The organism is Archangium sp. (assembly GCF_036389735.1).
GTDB lineage: Bacteria > Myxococcota > Myxococcia > Myxococcales > Myxococcaceae > Archangium.
This window is the reverse complement of the sequence record NZ_DASVWK010001058.1, coordinates 1-20,336: the sequence shown is the minus strand read 5'-3', so window position 1 is coordinate 20,336 and position 20,336 is coordinate 1. Positions and strand designations below refer to the sequence as shown.

General features: G+C 69.1%; 8 protein-coding genes. 2 read left to right on the top strand and 6 right to left on the bottom strand.

Features of this window, described 5'->3' with window-relative positions; genetic code table 11:
• The first annotated feature begins 193 nt into the window (after positions 1 to 193).
• A complete protein-coding gene (locus VF794_RS37905) occupies positions 194 to 6,865 on the top strand; it encodes an Ig-like domain-containing protein (RefSeq protein ID WP_331118269.1) in 6,672 nt (2,223 codons plus the stop codon).
• 64 nt (positions 6,866 to 6,929) lie between these two features.
• On the opposite strand, the gene VF794_RS37900 is transcribed toward VF794_RS37905, so the two are convergent.
• Positions 6,930 to 9,896, bottom strand: a complete 2,967-nt coding sequence (locus VF794_RS37900) for a choice-of-anchor D domain-containing protein (protein WP_331118267.1) — start codon at positions 9,894 to 9,896, stop codon at positions 6,930 to 6,932.
• 245 nt (positions 9,897 to 10,141) lie between these two features.
• On the opposite strand from VF794_RS37900, the gene VF794_RS37895 reads away from it, so the two are divergent.
• Positions 10,142 to 11,086, top strand: coding sequence for a hypothetical protein (locus VF794_RS37895; RefSeq protein ID WP_331118265.1), 945 nt, complete (start codon positions 10,142 to 10,144; stop codon positions 11,084 to 11,086).
• Here the strand turns inward: VF794_RS37895 and VF794_RS37890 are convergent.
• From VF794_RS37890 to VF794_RS37870, 5 genes are all read right to left on the bottom strand, one after another.
• A complete protein-coding gene (locus VF794_RS37890; protein ID WP_331118263.1) occupies positions 11,022 to 13,067 on the bottom strand; it encodes a protein kinase domain-containing protein in 2,046 nt (681 codons plus the stop codon). The genes VF794_RS37895 and VF794_RS37890 overlap by 65 nt on opposite strands.
• Before the next feature lie 98 nt (positions 13,068 to 13,165).
• Positions 13,166 to 13,906 carry a sigma-70 family RNA polymerase sigma factor gene (locus VF794_RS37885; RefSeq protein WP_331118261.1) on the bottom strand — a complete coding sequence of 247 codons (741 nt, stop codon included), beginning with the start codon at positions 13,904 to 13,906 and terminating at the stop codon, positions 13,166 to 13,168.
• A gap of 87 nt (positions 13,907 to 13,993) precedes the next feature.
• Positions 13,994 to 14,347, bottom strand: a complete 354-nt coding sequence (locus VF794_RS37880) for a hypothetical protein (RefSeq protein WP_331118259.1) — start codon at positions 14,345 to 14,347, stop codon at positions 13,994 to 13,996.
• A gap of 145 nt (positions 14,348 to 14,492) precedes the next feature.
• Positions 14,493 to 15,683 carry an acyl-CoA dehydrogenase family protein gene (locus VF794_RS37875; RefSeq protein ID WP_331118258.1) on the bottom strand — a complete coding sequence of 397 codons (1,191 nt, stop codon included), beginning with the start codon at positions 15,681 to 15,683 and terminating at the stop codon, positions 14,493 to 14,495.
• Positions 15,680 to 20,336, bottom strand: a 4,657-nt coding sequence (locus VF794_RS37870) for a trifunctional serine/threonine-protein kinase/ATP-binding protein/sensor histidine kinase (protein WP_331118256.1), incomplete at its 5' end; no start/stop codon positions are given. The genes VF794_RS37875 and VF794_RS37870, both read right to left, overlap by 4 nt.

Here is a 20,336-nt window from a genome sequence, read left to right as displayed (position 1 = left end):
AACTCACATTCCCAGTCTACGTGGGTGAAGTGCTTTTCGTGTCTCGCCAGTTCAGGGCAGGGGACGCGACCCCGATCCGAGACGCACCCAGGCTTCGTGTTTCCGAGAAGTTGGCGCGAGGCCAGCTCTCCGTGTGTCGCTTTTTGAACCGGGGGGTGATCCAGTTTTCCTGGAATTGTTCAATTATCAGGGAATGACCTTCGAGCCCAAGGGGAACTCCGTGCGCATCCTGGTGACACTGTTCGCGGCGGGGCTCGTGCTCGCTTCTTGTGAGCCCACTTCCGTGGAGCGCATGGCCGAGGCGGACGCCTCGAAGAAAACGGCGAAGTCCTTCGTCACGGGAAGCCGGCTGCTGAGGACCGAGAAGGCCGTGCCGGGCCGGTACATCGTCGTCCTCGACGAGAAGGCCGTGGCCAAGGCCCAGGTGGAGCCGCTCGCGAAGCAGCTCTCCGCGCTCCATGGGGCCTCCGTGAAGCACGTGTACTCCCGCGCCCTCCAGGGCTTCGCCGCGACGATGCCGGAGGCGGTCGCGCTGCGGCTGAGCAACGATCCGCGCGTGCGGTACGTGGAGGAGGACGGCGAGGTCACCTCCATGGGCACGCAGGCCCCCGCGCCCTGGGGACTCGACCGCATCGATCAGCGGGAACGGCCGCTGGATGGGGCGTACACCTACGACGCCACCGGCAGCGGGGTCCATGTCTACGTCCTCGACTCGGGCATCCGCTTCACCCATTCCGAGTTCGGTGGGCGAGCGGTTCCTGGCTTCTCCGTCATCGAGGACGGCAACGGCTCGGACGACTGCCACGGCCACGGCACGCACGTCGCGGCAACGATCGGCGGTGCGACGTATGGCGTGGCCAAGGGGGCGACCCTGCACGCCGTGCGGGTCACGGACTGCTCGGGGACGGGCTACATGTCCGGGGTGCTCGCCGGCGTCGAGTGGGTCACCGCCCACCACGTGAAGCCGGCGGTGGCCAACATCAGCCTGTCTGGCAACGTCTCGACGTCGGTGGATGAGGCGGTCACCCGCTCCATCAATGCCGGAGTCTCCTATGCGGTCGCGGCGGGCGACCATCAATCCACCGCGTGCAACCGGTCTCCTGGCCGGACTCCCGCCGCGCTGACGGTCGGGGCGATCGGCTCCGGTGACTCCCGGGCCTCCTTCTCCAATTCCGACAGCTGCCTGGATCTCTTCGCGCCGGGTACCGACATCCTCTCGGCCTGGAGCATCAACGACACCAGCACGAACACGCTCAGCGGCACCTCGATCGCGGCCGCGCACGTAGCGGGTGTGGCGGCGCTGTACCTGGAAGGCCACCCCCTGGCCACGCCCGGGGAAGTCACCACCGAGCTCCTCGGCCGCACGACGCCCGACGTGCTCTACACGGGCTCCTCCACCTCTCCGAACCGGCTCCTGTATGCCGGCGGTAACGGGGCCGACCAGACTCCGCCCCACGTCCTCCTCACCGCGCCCATGGCCGGGGCAACGGTCAGCGGCACGGTGTCCCTGACCGCCACCGTGACGGACGAATCAGCGATCGCCCAGGTCCAGTTCTTCCTCGGAGACCGCTTGATCGGCTCGGATGCCACGGCGCCCTATGCGCTGGCCTGGAACAGCCTCTTCACCCGCAACGGCCCGGGGGTGTTCACCGCCCGGGCCCATGACGTCCACTACAATCAGGGCGTGAGCACCCCGGTCACGGTGACGCTCGCGAACGCCGGCGAGGCGACGTTCGAGCCCGCGTGGGGAACGCCCGTCTGTGCGGCCGTGGGCAGCCGGTGCGATTCGGCGGGACTCCTGGAGGGGAGGGGAAGCTCCGGCCCCGAGCCCCACCAGCCCAACACCCTGGGCGGCCTCTGCCCGGACGGGCAGGGCGGCACGTACCTCGCGGAACCCTCGCTGGAGCGGCTCCTCGTCTTCCCGAGTGATGGCACCGAGTTCCAGGTGGGCAAGGAGGTAACGGTCCAGGCCACGGTCCATGCGGAGATGAGCCCCTACCTGGGGTACGAGAAGCTGATCCTCTTCGCCGCGCCGGACGCGAGCAACCCCGTCTGGACCCAACTGGCGACCTTGTGGCCGAACAAGAAGGGCCTCCAGGTCCTCTCGACCCGCTACCTGCTTCCGGCGGGCGGGCTCCAGGCCCTCCGAGGCGTGTTCCACAGGAGCGCCGTCATTTCCAATGGCTGTGCCCAGATGCCTCCCTACGCCACCGACCATGACGACCTCGTCTTCGCGGTGAACCAGGATCCGGACCCCACACCGCCGAGCGTGGCCATCACCTCCCCGATGGAGGGCACCACGGTGAATGGCGCCGTCGTCGTCAAGATGGAGGCGAGCGACGACTTCGGCGTGCAGCGCGTGGAGTTGTACAACGGCTCGACCCTGGTCCTGACGGACTCCGAGGCCCCCTACGGGTGGACCTGGGCGACCCGGACGGAGCCCAACGGGCCCTACACCCTCACCGCGCGGGCATACGACGTGGCCGGCCACGTCTCGCAGAGCACGGTGAACGTGGTCGTCGACAACGACTTCTCCCCACCGACCGGGGCTGAGATCACGGCTCCCGTCCCCGCGTCCACCGTGAGCGGCAGCGTCTCCATCGAGGCGACCGCGAGCGACGACCGGGGAATCTCCCGGGTGGAGTTCTTCGTGGACGGCCTGCCCATCGGGACCGACACGACGGCTCCGTTCGCGTTCGCCTGGGACTCGGTGGCCGTGTTCAACGGCGGCCACACGCTGAGCGTCAAGGCGTATGACGAGGCCGGGCAGTCGGTGGCGAGCGCGCCCGTCACGGTCGAGACGAGCAACCCGGGCAACGCGCGCTACGATCCGGTCTTGAAGGCACCCCGGTGCGACACCTGGATGGATCGCTGCGACACCCGCGGCCTGGTCCAGGGACGGGGGCAGTTCCGCGGTCCCGAACTCAACACGCCCAATACCGTGGACGGGTGCCTCGACGGCACGCGCACGGAATCGATGGCCGAGTCCGTTTCTCGGATCCGGGTGGTCCGGCAGGATGGCTCGGTGCTGGCCGCTGGCAAGCGGGTCCGCGTTGAAGTCGACGTGGTGGTCGACAACCCCGAGTCCCTGCCTCATGACAGGCTGGAGCTGTACTCCGCGGCGGATGCGACCCAGCCCTCGTGGAACTACCTCACGACCCTCAGGCCCACGGTCGTGGGCGCGCAGACGCTGGCGGCGGAGTTCGTTCTGCCCGCGGGCGGTCTCCAGGCCGTGCGCGCGGCCTTCAACCTGGTCATCGGCCCCGGGCCCTGCGCCGAGAGCACGACGGAGGCCTCGTTCAATGATCGCGACGATCTGGTCTTCGCGGTCGCTCAAGAGACGGACTCCGTTCCACCCCAGGTCGCGCTCACCGCTCCCGCCAGCGGAGCGACGCTGACCGGAACCGTCACGTTGTCGGCCGTGGCGAACGACAACTTCGGCGTGGTGGCCGTGGACTTCCATGACGGAGAGACCCTGATCGGGACGGATGGCTCGGAGCCATATGGCATGTTGTGGGCCACCCGGAGCGTCCCGAACGGCGGCCACACGTTGACAGCCCGAGCCCGAGACCTGGCCGGAAACGTGGTGAGCTCGCAGCCCGTGACGGTGACGACGGCCAACGACTTCGTCGCGCCCGTGGTCTCCCTCACCGCTCCCGCCCCTGGCACGCGAGTGGGCAAGAACGCGCAGGTGCGGCTCATCGCGGACGCCACGGACAATGTGGGCGTCGCCCGGGTCGAGTTCTACAAAGGCTCCGGTCTGATCGGCACCTCCTACTCCGCGCCCTTCGACGCCTATACGAGCTTCAGCTACACCGGCCAGTATGCCTTGAGCGCCCGGGCCTATGACGCGGCCGGCAACATGGCGACCTCGCAGGAGGTGCTGGTGACCGTGGTGAACGAGACCACGCCTCCGACCGTCGCGCTCACCGAGCCCGTGAGCGGTACGACGCTCGGCGGGACCGTGACGCTCTCGGCGGACGCCAACGACGCGGCCTCCGTGGTGTCCAAGGTGGAGTTCCTCCTGGATGGGACGCTGCTCGGGACCGACACCTCCTGGCCCTACAGCTTCTCCTGGAACACCCTGACGGCGGCCGGCGGAGGCCATGCGCTGACCGCGCGCGCCACCGACTCCCAGGGCAACGTCGCCACGTCCACCCCGGTGAACGTGACGGTCGACAACGCGGTCCCCACCGTGGTCCTCACCTCACCGGCCAGCGGGGCGACGCTGAGCGGCGTGGTCTCCCTCCGGGCGGACGCCACGGACGACGTCGGGGTCACCCGGGTCGACTTCCTCCTGGACGGGGTGTTGCTGGCCAGCGACACGACGGCTCCCTTCGGTGTGGACTGGGACAGCGGCTCGGAGGTGGACGGGAGCCACACCCTGTCCGCCAGGGCCCATGACGCGGTGAACAAGGTGGGCACGAGCGCCGGGGTCGCGGTCACCACGAGCCAGCCCGTCAGCGCCGTGTTCGATGCCACGCTCCGTGTACCGAAGTGCGCCACGTCGACCAACGTCTGCGACACCACGAGCCTCGTGAGGGGCCGGTACTCCTCGGAGCCCAATTCGTCCAATACGCTCAACGGGACCTGTACCGACGGCTCGGTCAGCTACGGCGGGCATCACATCAATCGGATCAAGCTGTCGAGTGTCAATGGAGGGCTCCTCTCGCAGGGCCAACGCGTCCGGCTCGAGGTCCACGTCAACACCTGGGACACCGTCGCGGCCGCGCTCGACCTGTTCTACACGGGCGATGCCACCAAGCCCTCGTGGACGTACCTGACCACGCTCCAGCCGGGCGCGACGGGGGCCCAGGTGCTCTCGACGGAGTATGTCCTGCCCACGGGCATGCTCCAGGCGGTGCGCGCCCAGTTCCGGATGAATGGCAACAACAGCTCGGCGTGCAGCACCGGCTTCTATGACGACCGTGACGACGTGGCCTTCGCGGTGCTGTCGGCCCCGGTGGTGACGCTCACCGCGCCCTCCAACGGTGCGCGGGTGAAGGGCCTGGTGCCGGTGACCGCGACGGTCGCCAGCACCTCGGCGGTGACGAAGGTCGAGTTCTACGCGGGTGGGACGCTGCTCGGCACCGACACCAGCGCGCCCTACGAGACGAGCTGGAATAGCACCGCCGTGGTGGACGGGGCCCACTCGCTCACCGCGAAGGCCCAGGACAGCGAGGGTCGCGTGGGGACCTCTCCCGCGATCGTGGTGAACGTCGACAACACCCCGCCGGACGCGGCGCTCACTTCACCCGCGCAGGGGACCTTGCTCCGGAGCACTGTCGTGCTCGAGGCCGCCGCCAGTGACAACCAGGTGCTCTCCAAGGTCGAGTTCCACATGGACGGGACGCTGCTCGGCACCGACACCAGCGCGCCCTACACGATGAGCTGGAACACGCTGTACGCGACGGACGGTGCCCACACGCTCACGGTGAAGGCCCACGACGCCACCGGCAACGTCCGCACCTCCGCCGGGGTGGCGGTGACCGTCGACAATACCGCGCCGACGACGGGCCTCACCGCCCCGGCGCAGAACGCCTGGCTCCGGGGAACCATCCAGGTCAGCGCCACCGCCAGCGACAACCGGGAAGTGGTGAGGGTCGAGTTCTACGTGGATGGGACGCTGCTCGGCACCGACACCAGCGCGCCCTACGCGGTGGGCTGGAACACCGCGAGCGTGACGGATGGTGCCCACACGCTCACGGTGAAGGCCCACGACGCCACCGGCAACGTTCGCACCTCCGCCGGGGTGGCGGTGACCGTCGACAATACCGCGCCGACGACGGCCCTCACCGCTCCGGCGTCGAATGCCCTGGTCGAGGGAACCGTCCAGGTCAGCGCCGACGCGAACGACAACCAGGCAGTGGCGAGGGTCGAGTTCTATGTGGACGGGACGCTGCTCGGCACGGACACCAGCGCGCCCTACGCGGTGAGCTGGAACTCGCTGTACGCGACGGACGGTGCCCACACGCTCACCACGAAGGTCCATGACCCCGCGGGCAACGTCGGGACCTCCGCGGCGATCGTGGTGAACGTCGTCAACCTCCCGCTGGACGCGGCGCTCACTTCGCCCGCGCAGGGGGCCTTCCTCCGGAGCACTGTCGTGCTCGAGGCCACCGCGAGCGGCAACCACGGGGTGGCGGGGGTCGAGTTCCACGCGGGTGGGACACTGCTCGGTACGGACACCAGCGCGCCCTACACGATGAGCTGGAACACGGCGGGTGTGGCCGACGGCGCCCACACGCTCACGGTGAAGGCCTTTGATAGCGCCGGCAACGTCTTTACCTCCGCCGGGGTAGGGGTGACCGTCGACAACACCGCGCCGACGACGGCCCTCGGCTCTCCGGCCCAGAACGCCCGTGTCCGGGGAACCGTTCCCATCAGCGCCACGGCCAGCGACAACCTGGGGGTGGAGAGGGTCGAGTTCTACGTGGGTGGGACGTTGCTCGGGACGTCCACCACGGCACCGTACGGGGTGAGTTGGGACACGACGGCCGTGGCCAATGGCGGCGTCACGCTCACGACTCGGGCCTACGATGCGGCGGGCAACGTCACCGTGTCCGCTGGCCGGGCCATCACGGTGGACAATTCCGCGCCCACCGTGGCCATCACCTCTCCGACCAACGGGGCGACGTTGTTCTTGAGCACCACCGTGCAGGCGAGCGCGGGTGACAACGTCGGGGTCACCCAGGTGGTGTTCTACGACGGCGCCGCGGTCATCGGCACGGACACCACCGCCCCCTACAGCGTGAGCTGGAGCCTGATGAACGTGTCGAAGGGGACGCACACCCTCACGGCCAGGGCCCATGACGCGGCCGGCAACGTCACCACGTCGGCGCCCATCTCCGTCAAGGTGAACTGAGCGTGCCGCCGCTCGATGCGCCCGCCGGGGTGGTGATGCGCATCACGCGTGACGCTCGAGGGCGTCAGCAGCCCACCAGATAGGCCACCGAGACAGAGGCCCCGGGCCTGGGCACCGAGTCCTCCGCGAAGGTGACGGTCTTGGAGGTGTGGTCGTACACCCAGCCAGTCTTCACCTCCACGCCATCCACCCGCACCACGATGCGCGAGGCATCCGCGGGCTTCTCGGAGAGCTGGAAGGAGCGGTTGGGACCGAAGGCGCGCCTCGACATCTTCTCCAGCGAGGCGGCCCAGTTGGCCGTGCAGATGCTCTCCACCACGCCGCCGGTGGCCTCGGCGAGCTGGATGTAGCGGGTGCCGGAGGTGCTGGCCTTGGGGCAGGAACTCAGGTCCTTGGGCCCGGCGATGGTGGAGAAGATGACCCGCGAGGCATCGCCCCCCTTCAACCCCAGGAGGAACGTCTCGTAGAAGGACACCGGCTGCTCGGAGAAGTCCTCCTCGTCCGTCACGACGATGACGGCCAGCCGGGCGTCCTCGCGCAGGAAGCCGGCGTTGCCATCCATCGGCTGCGGCGTGCGCGGGTCGTCCTGTTCGAAGACGAGCGGAGCCGACAGGGCGCGGTGCATGGCATCCAGGCCCCGCTCGTTCCAGTGGCACACGCCCACGTTGATGTTGTGCGCGAAGACGGTCGCGGCCGCCGACGTGGTGGGGGTGATGATGCGGGGCGAGGAGTTGTCCACGGGGAAGAAGCGCCCGTTCTCACCGCCCTCGGCCCCACCCGGGCATACCGCCCACCCCCCCGACGAGCGCTCCGTTCCCGTGGTGGTGACGGCGATGTGGTAGTCCACGCCCGTGGAGGCCGCGTGGGTGAGGAAGGCCGCGAAGTTCTCCCCCACGTTCTGCTGCTCGTCCATCATCGAGCCCGAGTTGTCCATCACGAACAGCACGTCCACCTTGGCCTGCACCTGCTGGACGAACTCGTCCGTCTGATCGGTCTTCAGCTCGCCCCGGCCCACCAGGCCCACCGTGTAGGGTGAGCCCATGCCCAGGTCGAAGCGGAGCGCCGCCGCGTCCTCCCCATCGCTCCGCGGCTCGTACGACACCTTGATGCGCGCCTGGCTGTTGGCCGGAAGCGTCGCCGGGAAGAAGAGCGCGTGCTCCAGCTTGAAGTCCCCCGCGTCGCCCTCGGTCATCAGGCCCCTCAGCGTCGTGGGCCCGGGGCACCTGTTGTAGACGATGAGCTCGCGCTCGCGCGGGCCGCAGGTGAGCCGGGTGAGGCCGAAGTCCAGGCTGGTGGGCTGCACGGAGAAGCAGCCGTTGACGCCCAGACCGCGCAGGGGAATCAGCACGTGGCCATTGGACGGGTGGTTCACCCAGCCCTCCGCCAGGCCGGTGAACTCGCCCTCGGAGCCCGGCTTGAAACGCACCAGCAGCAGGGCACGCTGGCCCGGCTGGAGCACGGAGTTGCCCTTCTTCTCGGCGGAGAAGGACGCGTCCGAGCCGTCGATGAGCTGCATCCCGGCCAGGTAGCACTCGGTGGCGCCGGTGTTGCGCACCGCCGCGGCGAGCGTCACCTCGGAGCCCACCGGCACGTTGCCGAAGTCCACCGTGGCCGGTTCCAGCTTGTACTGGCAGGGCGAGAACACCTTGCCCGTGCCCACCACCTTGAGCACCTCGGTGGAGGTGCCGCGCCCGATGAGCACCTTGGCGACGAGTTCCGCCTCTCCCTCCTCACCCGCCTCGCTGCTGGCGCGCGGCCTGAAGGTGAGGGGCACGGAGAGCGACTGGCCCGCTGGAATGGGTGTGCTGGAGGGTGCCTGCGCCAGAATGAAGTGGCCCCCCTTCTTCGTGGTGAGCTTCAGCTCGGTCAGCAGCGCGTCGGCGCGGCAGCGGTTGAGGATGAGCACGTCCCGGGTGGCGCTCATGCCCTCGGCCACCACGCCGAAGTCGAGCGGTTGCGGCTGGAGCACCACGCACGAGGCGCCGCCCTCGCCCGAGAGCGCCATCTGAGGACCCGGGGAGGAGGTGCCCGGCCGACGCAGGTCGAGCTCCACCCGGGCCTCGCGCACGGCGCCATGGGCGGCGGGTGAGAAGCCCACCCGCACCTCCAGCGCCGCGCCCGGGTCGAGCACGCGGCCCACCAGCAGGGACACGCTCACCACGTGGAAGGCGCCGCTCTCGTTGTCCAGCAGCTTCACCCCACCGTACGTCAGGGGCAGGGGGCCCACGTTGCGCACGAGGATGCGCTCCTCCACGCTGTCCCCCAGCGCCACGCGGCCAAACTCCACGCGCGACGGCGTCACCTCCAGCCTCGTGGGGAGACCCGTGCCCGAGAGCGATACGACGGTGGGCTCGCAGCCTGGGCACGCCGTCACGCGCACGGACGCCTGGGCCACTCCTGGCCGCGCGGGCGTGAAGTACACCGGCAGCACGCGCTCCTCTCCTGGCTTCAACATCCGGAGCGCCCCCACCTCGCCGGAGGAGAACAGGTCCGCGTCCGTCCCCTGGAACTCCAGGTGCACCGGGCTCTCCACCTGCGTGGGGTTGAAGACGGGAAGCTCCAGCATCCGCGCCCGGCCCAGCTCCTCGCCGCCGAAGTCGAGGGCGCTCGTCCTCACCTCCACCCGTGTCCTCACGCCCTGGCCACCCACGCCGAGCCGCATCACGCCTTCCCGGCCCACGTTGTTGGCGTCGGTGCGCACCTCCAATACGCCCCGCACCTCTCCCTCCGCGTCCGGCGCGAAGCGCACCTCCAGCTCCCGCTCGTCACCGGCCTCCAGCACGAAGGGCTCGAAGGGAGTCACCTCCAGGGTGGACGGGATGGCGCTCGCCCCGTGGATGCCGAGCCCGGCGCGCCCGTGATTGGCGAGCCGCACCTTCATCGTCCGGGACACTCCCACCGCCGAGGCGCCGAACTCCAGGACCTGGGGGGAGGCCGTCAGGTACGCCATGTCCCGTGGCGACGGCGACGACTGCTCACAGCCCGCTCCCACGACGGTCAGCAGACACAGGGCCAGGCACATCCAGCGCATTTCGACCATTGCACTCCCCCCGGGTAGGGCACGGGACATGCAATCCCGGATCCGCGAGTGGGTAGACAACGCCACATGGAGGCGAAAGTCGTGGCGCCAGAGAGAAACTTCCTGGACCCGGGGTGGAAGCCACCGGGCCTGGCGGTGGCCCTCGTCTGGAGAAATTGCCGGAGTGCCCACCCGACGACGTGAAGAAACGTCAGTCCTCGCGGCGAGCGAGGTCCAACCCTTTCGAGCACACCCTCATGACCAAGCTGAAACAAAAATCCCCGTGGGCCAGGCTGTTCCTCGCCGTGGCGATCGGAGTCGTGGTCACCCCGCTCCCACCCGCGCGGGCGGACGCTTCGCCGCTACCGCAGAAGATCGAAGACAACTTCAACCACACCTACCTGCGGCCCGATACGCGGGCGAAGTGGTGGATCATCAACTGGGGTGAACAAAACGGGCAGCAGGTGCATGTCGAGGACTTTTGCGGTCCAAGCTCCTGCTACCAGCTCGTGAGCGAGCACAACGACTCCTACGCGAACCTCGTCCTCCAGCCAGGGAACACGGCCGGGTACTTCGTGAATGTCGACGTGGCCGAGGAGCACACCGGGTATCCCGCGGAGATCGTGAACGCGTGGCAGCCGGTCCCTGGCAAGCCCGTGGTGCTGGAGACGACCGTCCGGTGGTCGGAGACCTACAGCATCGACGCCACGGGAGGTGCGCTGGGCTCCAACGGGGTGTGGCTCTGGAACTCCCCGTATGACAACGCCAGCTATGAGCCGTTGCCCCCCATGAATGCCATTGGCTTCAATTATTGCCAGGCCAACACCTTCGGCGGCTTCTTGGACGGGCTCAAGTTCAACGTCGTCTACAACACCTATCCCATCACCGTCGTGAATGCTCCTCCGTGGCTGGACATGCAGCAGTGGAACACCTTCAAGTTCGTGTGGAGCGTCAATCCAGACGGAGCCACCGAGAGCGTCGACATCTACATCAATGGCGGCTACTTCGCTTCCATGTTGATTCCGTTCAGGCTCGGCAAGCTCAGCACCGAGATCTGGCAGGACAATGAGCACTTCGTGCTCGAGGAGGACGGAGGCGCTCACATTGACTACCGCGCCCTCACCCAGCAGCAGCGCTTCATGGTGAGCTACTTCTCGTTGAGGCACCTCGACGGCTCTGGCGGTATCGAAACCATCCGATGACGAGCCAGACCAGCCCGACGCCCAGGGCGAACGGCAGGCTCCACCAGGCGATGTGGTGCGCCAGGCGCGCGTTGACCGCGAGCACCGCGGTCTCTCGCGTCTGCACGATGACGGTGAACGGGGTGTGGCCCACCGGGGCGAATGCCGCCAACCATGTGCCCGGCTCGTCCGACACCGGATCCCGGTAGCCCTTGAGCTCGTTGCCCGCGGACGCCCGGAACTGGAGCTGCTCCTGTCCGGGTGGCGAGGCCTCTGGCGAGGCCCGCGCGAGCTGCTGTGCCGTCTGGCGATCCAGGAGGGCCGGCATCCCACGCCCCAGCCGCTCGTGGACGAGGACGGCGTACTCGTCGCGGGGAGGGAGGGCGACCTGCCGGCTCGTCCGGTCCGTGAGCGCCACCAGTGTGGCGGTGCTGTTGGGATAATTCGGGTCGTTGAGCCGCAGCGAGCCGAGCCTGGAGTTGGAGGGGACGGTGGCCACCAGCACCCCGAGCCATGTCCCATCCGCGGCGTACACCGGGGCGGACAGGGCGAACGCGTACTTGTCGTCACCGGTCGACACGAAGGCCCGCGCGACATACGCGGCGGGCGGCCCCCCGGCGGGCAGGCGCTGGGCTCCCTCGAAGTAATCGCGCCACCCGAAGTCCTTGCCGATGGAGCTCCGCTTCTGATTGTCGCCCCCCAGGGCGAGGATGCGTCCAGTGGTGTCCTGGACGAACCAGATGACGAAGGGCGAGTCCGCGCCCAGGGACTTCGCGCCCCCGTGCGGGCGGTCATGGTACCTGTACTGCTCCTCGCAGAAGGACTGGAGGGCTGGCATGTCGCGCGCCTGGAGCGCGGCCACGAGCTCCGGCCGCGCCGCCGCGCGCCCCACGCTCTGGCTGTACTGCTGCAACTCGAAGAGCACCGCCCTCGCGACCAGCGACGCGGCGTAGGCATTCAATTGGTGCGCGTCGCGGCGCAGCTCCTCTTCCTGGGCGCGCGCGATGTGGACGGCACCCACCGCCACCACCAACAGCGTCCAGAACAGGGTGACCAGCAGCCCCGCCTCGAGGGGGTGTCTCCGGCACCACCTCCAACGCCGCCTGAACAGGCCGAGGGGCCGCGCCACGCTCTCCTCCCCATTGAGGTAGCGCCGCAGATCATCCGCCAGCTCCGCCGCGGAGCCGTACCGCCAGGTGGGCTCCTTCTCCAGGCACTTGAGGCAGATCGCCTCCAGATCCCGGGAGATGCGCGGCGCGAGCTTGCGCGGCGCGAGGGGCTCGTCGCGGCTCTCGGTCTTGAAGGGCAACTCGCCCGTCAGCAGCTCGTAGAGGATGACCCCCAGGCTGTAGACGTCCACGGCGACGGTGAGGTGGCCACGCGGCTGGGCCTGCTCCGGCGCCATGTAGGCGGGCGTGCCCACCACCGAGCCCGTCTGGGTCACCCCGGCCTCCTTGAGGCGCTTGGCCACCCCGAAGTCGGCGACGTGTGGCACGCCCGCGGCGTCGAGCAGCAGGTTGGCCGGTTTCAGGTCCCGGTGGAGGACGCCGCGCTGGTGCCCGTAGTGGACCGCCCGGGCCACCGTCTCGAGCAGGAGCGCCGCGTCGCGGGGACGGCCGCGGAAGCGCTGCACCTGATCGGCGAGGCTCCCGCCCTCCATCAACTTCATCGTGAAGTAGTGGCGGCCCTCGTGGACTCCCACTTCGTAGATGGGGACGATGTTCGGGTGCTCGAGGCTCGCGGCGTCCTCGGCTTCGGCCTGGAAGCGGTGCACCTCGGCATCGCTGGCCAGCTCGCCCTCGGCGATCCGCTTCAACGCCACCGTGCGGTTGAGGAGGACGTGGCGCGCCTTGTAGACCACACCCATTCCGCCTCGAGCGAGCCGCTCCACCAACTCGTAATCGCCGAAGCGGGGGTGCTTGCCGTCCTCTCCGGGGACGGGCTCCTCCGGGAAGAGCGCTGACGGCTCCATCACGGCGCCCAGCAGACACCGGGGGCACATCCCCTCCATCGCTGGAGGTGGCTCGGCGCCACAGCGGGAGCAGGGTAGGGGGCTCGAGTCCGTCATCGCTCCTGAGTGAAGCAATCAGCCCTTGCGCGTTACACGTCCTCGAAGACGGAGATGAGGAAGCGCAATTCGTCGGCGACGTCCTCGGGGTGCTCGACGGTGTGGGAGATCTCCTCGAGGAGCAACGTCCTGAAGCGCTTTCGCAACCGGTAGGCCGCGGTCCTCACCGCGGCCTCCGTCATGCCCAACTCCGAGGCGATGTGCTCGTACGAGTCTCCCTCCTCCCCGGTGAGCGACTTCTTCAATTGCTCGAAGCGAGGCCCGTTGCCGTCGCGCTCGTATTCCTCGCCGAGCGTCGCCAGCACGTGCCGCAGGAGCCTCTCCACCCAGCTCCGATCGAAAGCCCGCTCGGGCGTGAGACCGGAGGCGGCCTCCCAGTTCAAGGCGTCCTCCGCTTCCTGGAGGGAGAAGCGGACTTGCGCCCCGCCGCGCTTGAGCGCCCGCTCGCGATCCCACTCGTTGGTCAGGTAGTTCTTGACCGACTGCCGAAGCCACGCGCGGAACCGGCCCTTGCTGGGCTTCGCGTCCTCGAGATCGTTCTTCTCCAGTAACCGGGTGAAGAATCCCTGGGTGAGATCCCTCGCCTCGTCCTCCGGATGGCCCCGGCGCCGGACGAAGGTGTAGACCGGGTACCAATAGATCTCGCAGAGTTCCGAGAGGGCCCTGTGCCCTTCCTTCGTCCCACCTTTCCGGCCCGCGGCGAGCACCAGGCTCCACCGGGTGGTGACGAAACCGCGCGGAGCGCAAACCGGTACGGCTGGAGACGAGGGCACGTTCACGTCCTCGGATTTAACACGGAGTGAAGGTGAGGGGTTCACTCCGCGTGTCGGCATTGAAGGGCAGAAGACAGACCGCCGTGACTACTGTTGCGAGGCCTCGTCCGTGGGGCCCTCGTCGATCACCTCGGACTGCGTGTCCATCCGATCGATGTTTCGCCGGAGATCCGAGGGGGTCGTCGTCACGGTATTTCCCGGAGCCTGCTCGGGCGCCCAGGTCCGTCCATCCTCTGTCGTCACCGTGTAGCCCGGGCCTCCCGTGGCCTCTCCATTGTAAACAGTGGGTGCGCCGATGCGGGCCTGCCGGGCCAGGTCCGTATCACTCATGAATCCCTGGTAGGTGGCACCCAGGTCGCTGGTCGTGCGAGCCTTCGAACCACTGGCACAACCCCACAAGCCGAGCACACAGGTGGCAATCAGGACGGGGAGCTTTTTCATGGGGGGCGATTCCTTGTTGGAGATTTCCCAAAAAAGGTAGGCCCGTGGGATCTGGAGCAACAGGGTGACGCACACCTGGAGTGAAGCCGCCCGCCCGCTCACCTCGAACCCCGAGCGCCCGAAGGGCAGGCGCTCGGGCGGACTTTCAGAGGGTGATCGTGTTGGCGTCCACGCCGAGCAGCACCCCGCCGATGAGCTCCAGGGTGGGCGGGGCCACCATGGCGTGCTGCGTGGCCACGTGGATGTCTCGCAGGCAGCGCTGCAAGGGGCTGGCGCGGTAGACCGCCGTGCCCCCCGCCGCCTCGTACATCCGGTCCACCACGCGCGCGGCGCTCCTCGTCGCGTGGGTGTAGGCCAGCCGCAGCTCCGCCCGGTGGTGCAGGGACACCTCCTGGCGCGTGGCCGCCTCGAAGGTGGTGTGTACCGTCTCCAGCAGGAAGGCGCGCGCGGCCCGTAGGGTGGCCTCGGCCTCGGCCACGGCCTCCTGCACCGCGGGCCGGGTGGCCAGCACCTGACGGCCGAGCGGCGGGAGCTTCTTCTGCCGCGCCAGCGTCATCAGCTCGTCGATGGCCCGGCGCGCGATGCCCAGCGCGACGGCGGGAATTCCCAGCGCCAGCAGCCCGAAGGCCGGGAAGGCGTAGAGCGGCCGCTCGATGCGCGGGCGCTCGGCCAGGAGCGACAGGCTCCTCTCGGCGGGCACGAAGAGATCCTTCACCTCCATGTCTCCGCTGCCCGTGCCGCACAGGCCCGTGACGTGCCAGGTGTCGTGCAGCGTCACGTCCTCGATGGGAAGGAGGACCAGGCGCGTCTCGGGCATCCCCTCGCGCACCATGCGGGGCGCGCCGTCCTTCGTCACCACCACGCCTCCCACCAGCCAGCGGCAGTTCTGGCTGCCACTGGCCCAGGCCCAGCGCCCGGTGACGCGGTAGCCCCCCTCGACGAGCTCGGCGCGCCCCAGGGGAGCGGCCACGCCTCCGGTGATGACGTCCGGAGCGCCGTAGATGGTGCGCGCCGCCGACTCGGGCAGCCAGGCCGAGCACATGGCCGTGAGGGCGCCGATCATCACGCACCAGCCCGTCGAGCCATCCGCCCGCGCCAGCGTCTCGACGACCTCGACCACACGGGCCGGGTGGAGCTCGAAGCCGCCGTACGCCTCGGGGACCACCATCCGGAAGAACCCGGCCTCGGCCAGCTCGTGGGCGAGCTCGGCTGGCAGCCGGCGGGCCGATTCAATCTCCTCGGCGCGGGCGGCCACCCGGGGGGCGAACTGGCGGGCGGCGGCGAGCACCGGGTGCTCGTCGGGAATCTTCACGGCCAGGGGAGAGAGGAGCGTCATGCGGAGAGCGTACGGGGAGCGGTGCCAGAGCCGCCACCCCCGGAATCGGGTTCCTCCGTGAGGGGCAGCTCGAGGGTGGCCGTGGAGCCCTTGCCGGGCCCGTCGCTCTCCAGGGTGAGGCGGCCGCCCAGCAGCTTCGCCGCCAGGGCGCTGGAGTGCAGGCCCAGGCCGTGTCCCCCCTCCCGGGTGGTGAAGCCCTGGGAGAAGAGCCGCTCGCGGATCTCCGGCGCGATGCCCATGCCGTTGTCCACCACCTGGATCCGCGCCCGGTTGCCTTCCGCCGCGGCGAGCCGCAGGTGCAGGCGCCGCTGCGCCTCGGGCAGGGGCTGCATGGCGTTCTTGGCGTTGCTGATGAGGTTGACGAGGATCTGGAGCACCTTGTGCTTGTCCAGCCACACCTTGGAGAGGGGGGAGAGCTCCTGGGTGATGGTGATGCCGTGGCGCTGGAGGGAGGGCAGCTGGATGCTCAACGCGTCGTCCACGAGCTGGGCCAGATCGCACTCCTCGTTGAGCAGGGTGCTGCGGGTGTAGGTCTGCTGGACCTGGACGATGATCCGGATGTGATCGATGTGTTTGCCCAGGGCCCCCATGCTGTCCTGGAGCGCCCTCTGCTCGCCGAGCAGTTCGTCGCTGAGCGCGGAGAGGTACTCCGGCAGATGGGAGCCGCGGGGATCTCGCGTGAGGAAGTCCGCCAGATTCTCGCGGTGCTGCTCCACGAGGGTGGAGACCTGCTTGAGCCGGCCCATGCGCGAGGTGCTCACCGCCTCGCTCATGGTCTGCAGGTTGATGACGGCGCTGGTGAGGACGTTGCCGACGTTGTGCAGCACGCTGGAGGCCACCTCGGACATGCCGGCCTCGCGTGCGGAGTCCATCAGTCGGGCCTGGGCCTGCTTGAGCTCGCGGGTGCGCTCCTCCACGCGCTTCTCCAGCTCGTCATTGGCGGCGCGCAGCGCGCTCTCCGCGCGTTGGATCTCGGAGTAGAGGCGGGCGTTCTCCAGGGAGATGGCGGCCTGGGAGGCGAGGTGATCGAGCAGGGTGAGGCGAGAGGGGGTGAAGGCGTTGGTGGCGAGGTTGTTCTCCAGGTACAGCACGCCGCGGAGCTCCTCCTGGAGCAGCAGGGGGAGGCAGAGCACGGAGCGGGCGCGGCCGTGCTCGAGCCAGGGATCCGTCGAGAAGGGATGGGGCTGGGAGGCGTCGCCGATGAGCACGTGCTCGCGGGTGCGCCGGACGTAGGAGATGAGCGTCCAGGGCAGCCGGGCCTCATCCGTGTCGGCGGCGGAGTCCTTCGGTGAGGCGCCGTCCACGAGAGCGACCACCGAGAGCTTGTCTCCGCGAGGCAGCAACAGGGCGCCACGCCGGGCCCCGGCGTTCTCCAGGGCCGAGCGAAGCAGCGTATTCGCCAGTCGCTCGAGGACGATCTCCCTGGAGATGGCCTGCTGGGCCTTGATGAGGGTGAGCGCGTCGATCTGGGTGGATTCCGTATTCGTGACCGTCTCATCCGACGGCGTAAGGGAGGAACTCAGGTGCGGCCACAGGGCGTCCAGGTGCTCGACCTTGCCCCGAGCGCCCCAGCGCAGCCAGGCCTCCCGGGCCTTGAGGGCGTAGGTGTCCGCGAGCGTGGGCACCTGCCGCCCGTGCCAGAAGCGCGCGGCGAGCTCGCTGGCCAGCGCGACGTGCTGGATGAAGCCGTGCTTGCGGGCCGACTGCTGTGCTTCCTCGTAGGCGCGCAGGGCCTCGCCTTCCCGGTCCAGGAGGCGGGCCAGCTCCGCGGCCACCATCCGCTCGGGGGCGTGGAAGGTCGCGGGCTGGTGGCTGGCCCACTCGGCCAGTTGCCGCTGGTGCGCGCGCAGGGCCTCCAGGTTCCCGGGTTGCTCCTCGGGTGCGAGCCCCCCGTGGCAGGCGGCCAGGGTCAGGGCGTGGAAGAGGTGGAAGTCCAGCAGTTGGATCAGCCCGAGCGAGGACCACGTCAGCTCGGCGGCCCGGGCCCCCGCTTCGCGCGCCTCGGCGTAGGCCCCCGCCAGGAAGCGCGTCTGCATCTTGAGGATCCAGTACCCGCACCGCATGGTGCTCATGCGGGCGGGAGTCAGTCCGGCCTCGAAGACCTCCTCGTCGAAGTCCTCCCCGCTCAAGGTTCCGAACGAGGAAGCGGAGACGCCGCGCAGCTGCTGCACGTAGCGCTGGAGGAGGATGATGATGGTCTGTACGTCCGGGAAGCTCACCTTGCGGATGAAGGCGAGGCGGGCGACCGTCTCCTGGAAGACCTCCTCCAGGTGGTGCCCCAGCGAGAGCCGGACCTGGACGATGTGGGTGCAGCAGAAGCTCGCGATCTGGAGATCACTGCCCTGGAGCGAGTGCTGGAAGCCCCTGCGCACGAGTTCCAGGCAGCTCTCGAGGGGCTGGGTCCAGTTGTTGATGACCTCCTGGATGTAGAGGATCTTGCCGCGGATGGCGGAGAGGTCGTGCCGCTCGACGACGCTCCAGGCGAGCTGGCCGAAGGCGTAGGCCTCCCGGTAGCGCTTGAAGGTGGGGCCCAGCACCACGCCGTACCAGGCATACCCGTGCGCGGACGAGGCGTTGTTGCCGTGGCGGATGCTCAAGGAGACCATCCGGCACAGGTTGACGATGAGCAGGTTGGGATTGGTGAAGTACGCCGGCGCGAACAGGGCGCCGAGCACGCTCATCACCGCCTCCATGTCCGGGTCCGTCATGCGAGGCAGCTCGACGAGGCTCTCGATGGGGCGCTCTCCCAGCAGGGCCCACACCTCGTCGTTGGCGGCCACGACCTCCTCCTGGGAGGGGTTCAGCGACATGGGCAGGCCCATCTGCGTCAGACACTCCACGAGGCAGGCGATGGCCGCGTGGATCTGGCTGGAGGCGACGAGCAGGCCGCTCTTGAGGCGGTAGACGGCCGCTGTCTCCGAGCGGGTGCGGGCCCGGGGCAGGAGTTCCTCCACCAGGCGGCGCGTCTCGGCCGCGTTGCCGCTCATGAGCTCGCAGATGGCCCGGTCGAGCTGAAGCTGGAAGGCCAGCGCGCGGTCGCTCTCCCAGGGGTCTCCCGGGAGGAGCTGGAAGGCCGTGGTGAGGTAGGCCACGGCCGAGCGGAACGCGGTGGAGTCCTTGGCCTTGCGTCCCGCCTCGGCGTTCAGGCGCGCCACCCGCAGCCGCTCCTCCGCGTCGTCGAGCAGCTCCGCCGCGGCGTTGAGATGGCTCACCAGATCGAAGAGCTTCTCGCGCACCACTTCCGGCGACAGGCTCGCCAGCAGCAGCCGGCCGATGCGCAGGTGGACGGTCTTGCGCTCCTCCTGGGGGATGAGGGAGTGGGCCGCCTGTTGGATGCGATCGTGGAGGAAGCGGTACTCCGCCTCGGGACCGGCACGCATCAGCAGGCCCTCCTGGAGCGCGGGCTCCAGGCCCTGCTCCACCTCGGAGGGCTCGTGCGAGTCGGACAGCAGGCCGAGCATCTGGAGGGGGAAGACGTTGCCCACGCAGGCCGCGAGCCGCAGCAGGTGCAGGGTGCCCGGGGGAAGCTGGCGCAGCTTGCCGGCCATGAACTCGACGACGTTGTCGGAGTAGCCCTGGACGCGGATGGCCTCGGCGTCCCAGCGCCACACCCCCTGGGGCGTGCGGACCAGCAGCCCGTCCTGGTGGAGCGACTGCATGAACTGCATCAGGAAGAAGGGGTTGCCTCCGGTCTTCTCGCGGACCAGGACCGAGAGCGGTTCGACGACCGGTGCCCCCGCCCCCGGAAGCGCGTCGGCGACGAACTGGCGCACCTCCTCGAGGCCCAGCGGCTCGAGTTGGAGCTCCGTCATCCGCGCACCGGCCTTGCGCAGCCCCGCCAACGTCTGAGCCAGCGGGTGGGAGGGGCCGACCTCGTTATCGCGGTAGGCCCCGATGAGCAGCACCGGAGGCGTCTCCGGATGGGTGAGCAGGTGGTGGATGAGCTGGAGGCTGGCGAGATCCGCCCATTGGAGGTCATCCAGGAAGATGACGAGGGGGTGCTCGGGCGTGGCGAACACGCCGAGGAGCTCGCGGAAGACGCGGTTGAAGCGGTGCTGGTTCTCGGAGGGAGGCAGCGGCGGGACCGGGGGCTGCTTGCCGGCGATGAGCTCGAGCTGGGGCACCACGTCCACGACGACCTGGCCCCGTCCCTCCCAGGCCGCGTTCAGGTGCTTACTCCAGTGGGCCAGCTCCTCGTCGGTGCTCGCGAGCAGTTGTTGCGTCAGGCCGCGCAGGGCCTGGGCCAGGGTGGCGTAGGGGATGTCCCGCTGGAACTGGTCGAACTTGCCGCTGAGGAAGAAGCCCCGCTGGCGCACCACGGGCTTGTGCAGCTCGTGCACCAGGGCGGACTTGCCGATGCCCGAGTAGCCGTGGACGAGGAGCAGCTCGGAGCGCCCACCCTGGGCCACCCGCTCGAAGCCCTGGCGCAGGGCAGTGGCCTCGGCGCTCCGCCCATAGAGACGCTGCGGGAGCTGGAAGCGGGTGGGGTAGTCATGCACGCCGAGGGGGAAATCCTCGTGCACGCCCCGCAGCAGCTCGTCCCGGCACCGCTCGAGGTCGGCCTTGAGTCCGTCGGCGCTCTGGTAGCGCTCCTCGGCGACCTTGGCCAGCAGCTTGAGGACGATGGCGGAGAGGACGGGAGGCAGGTCCGGC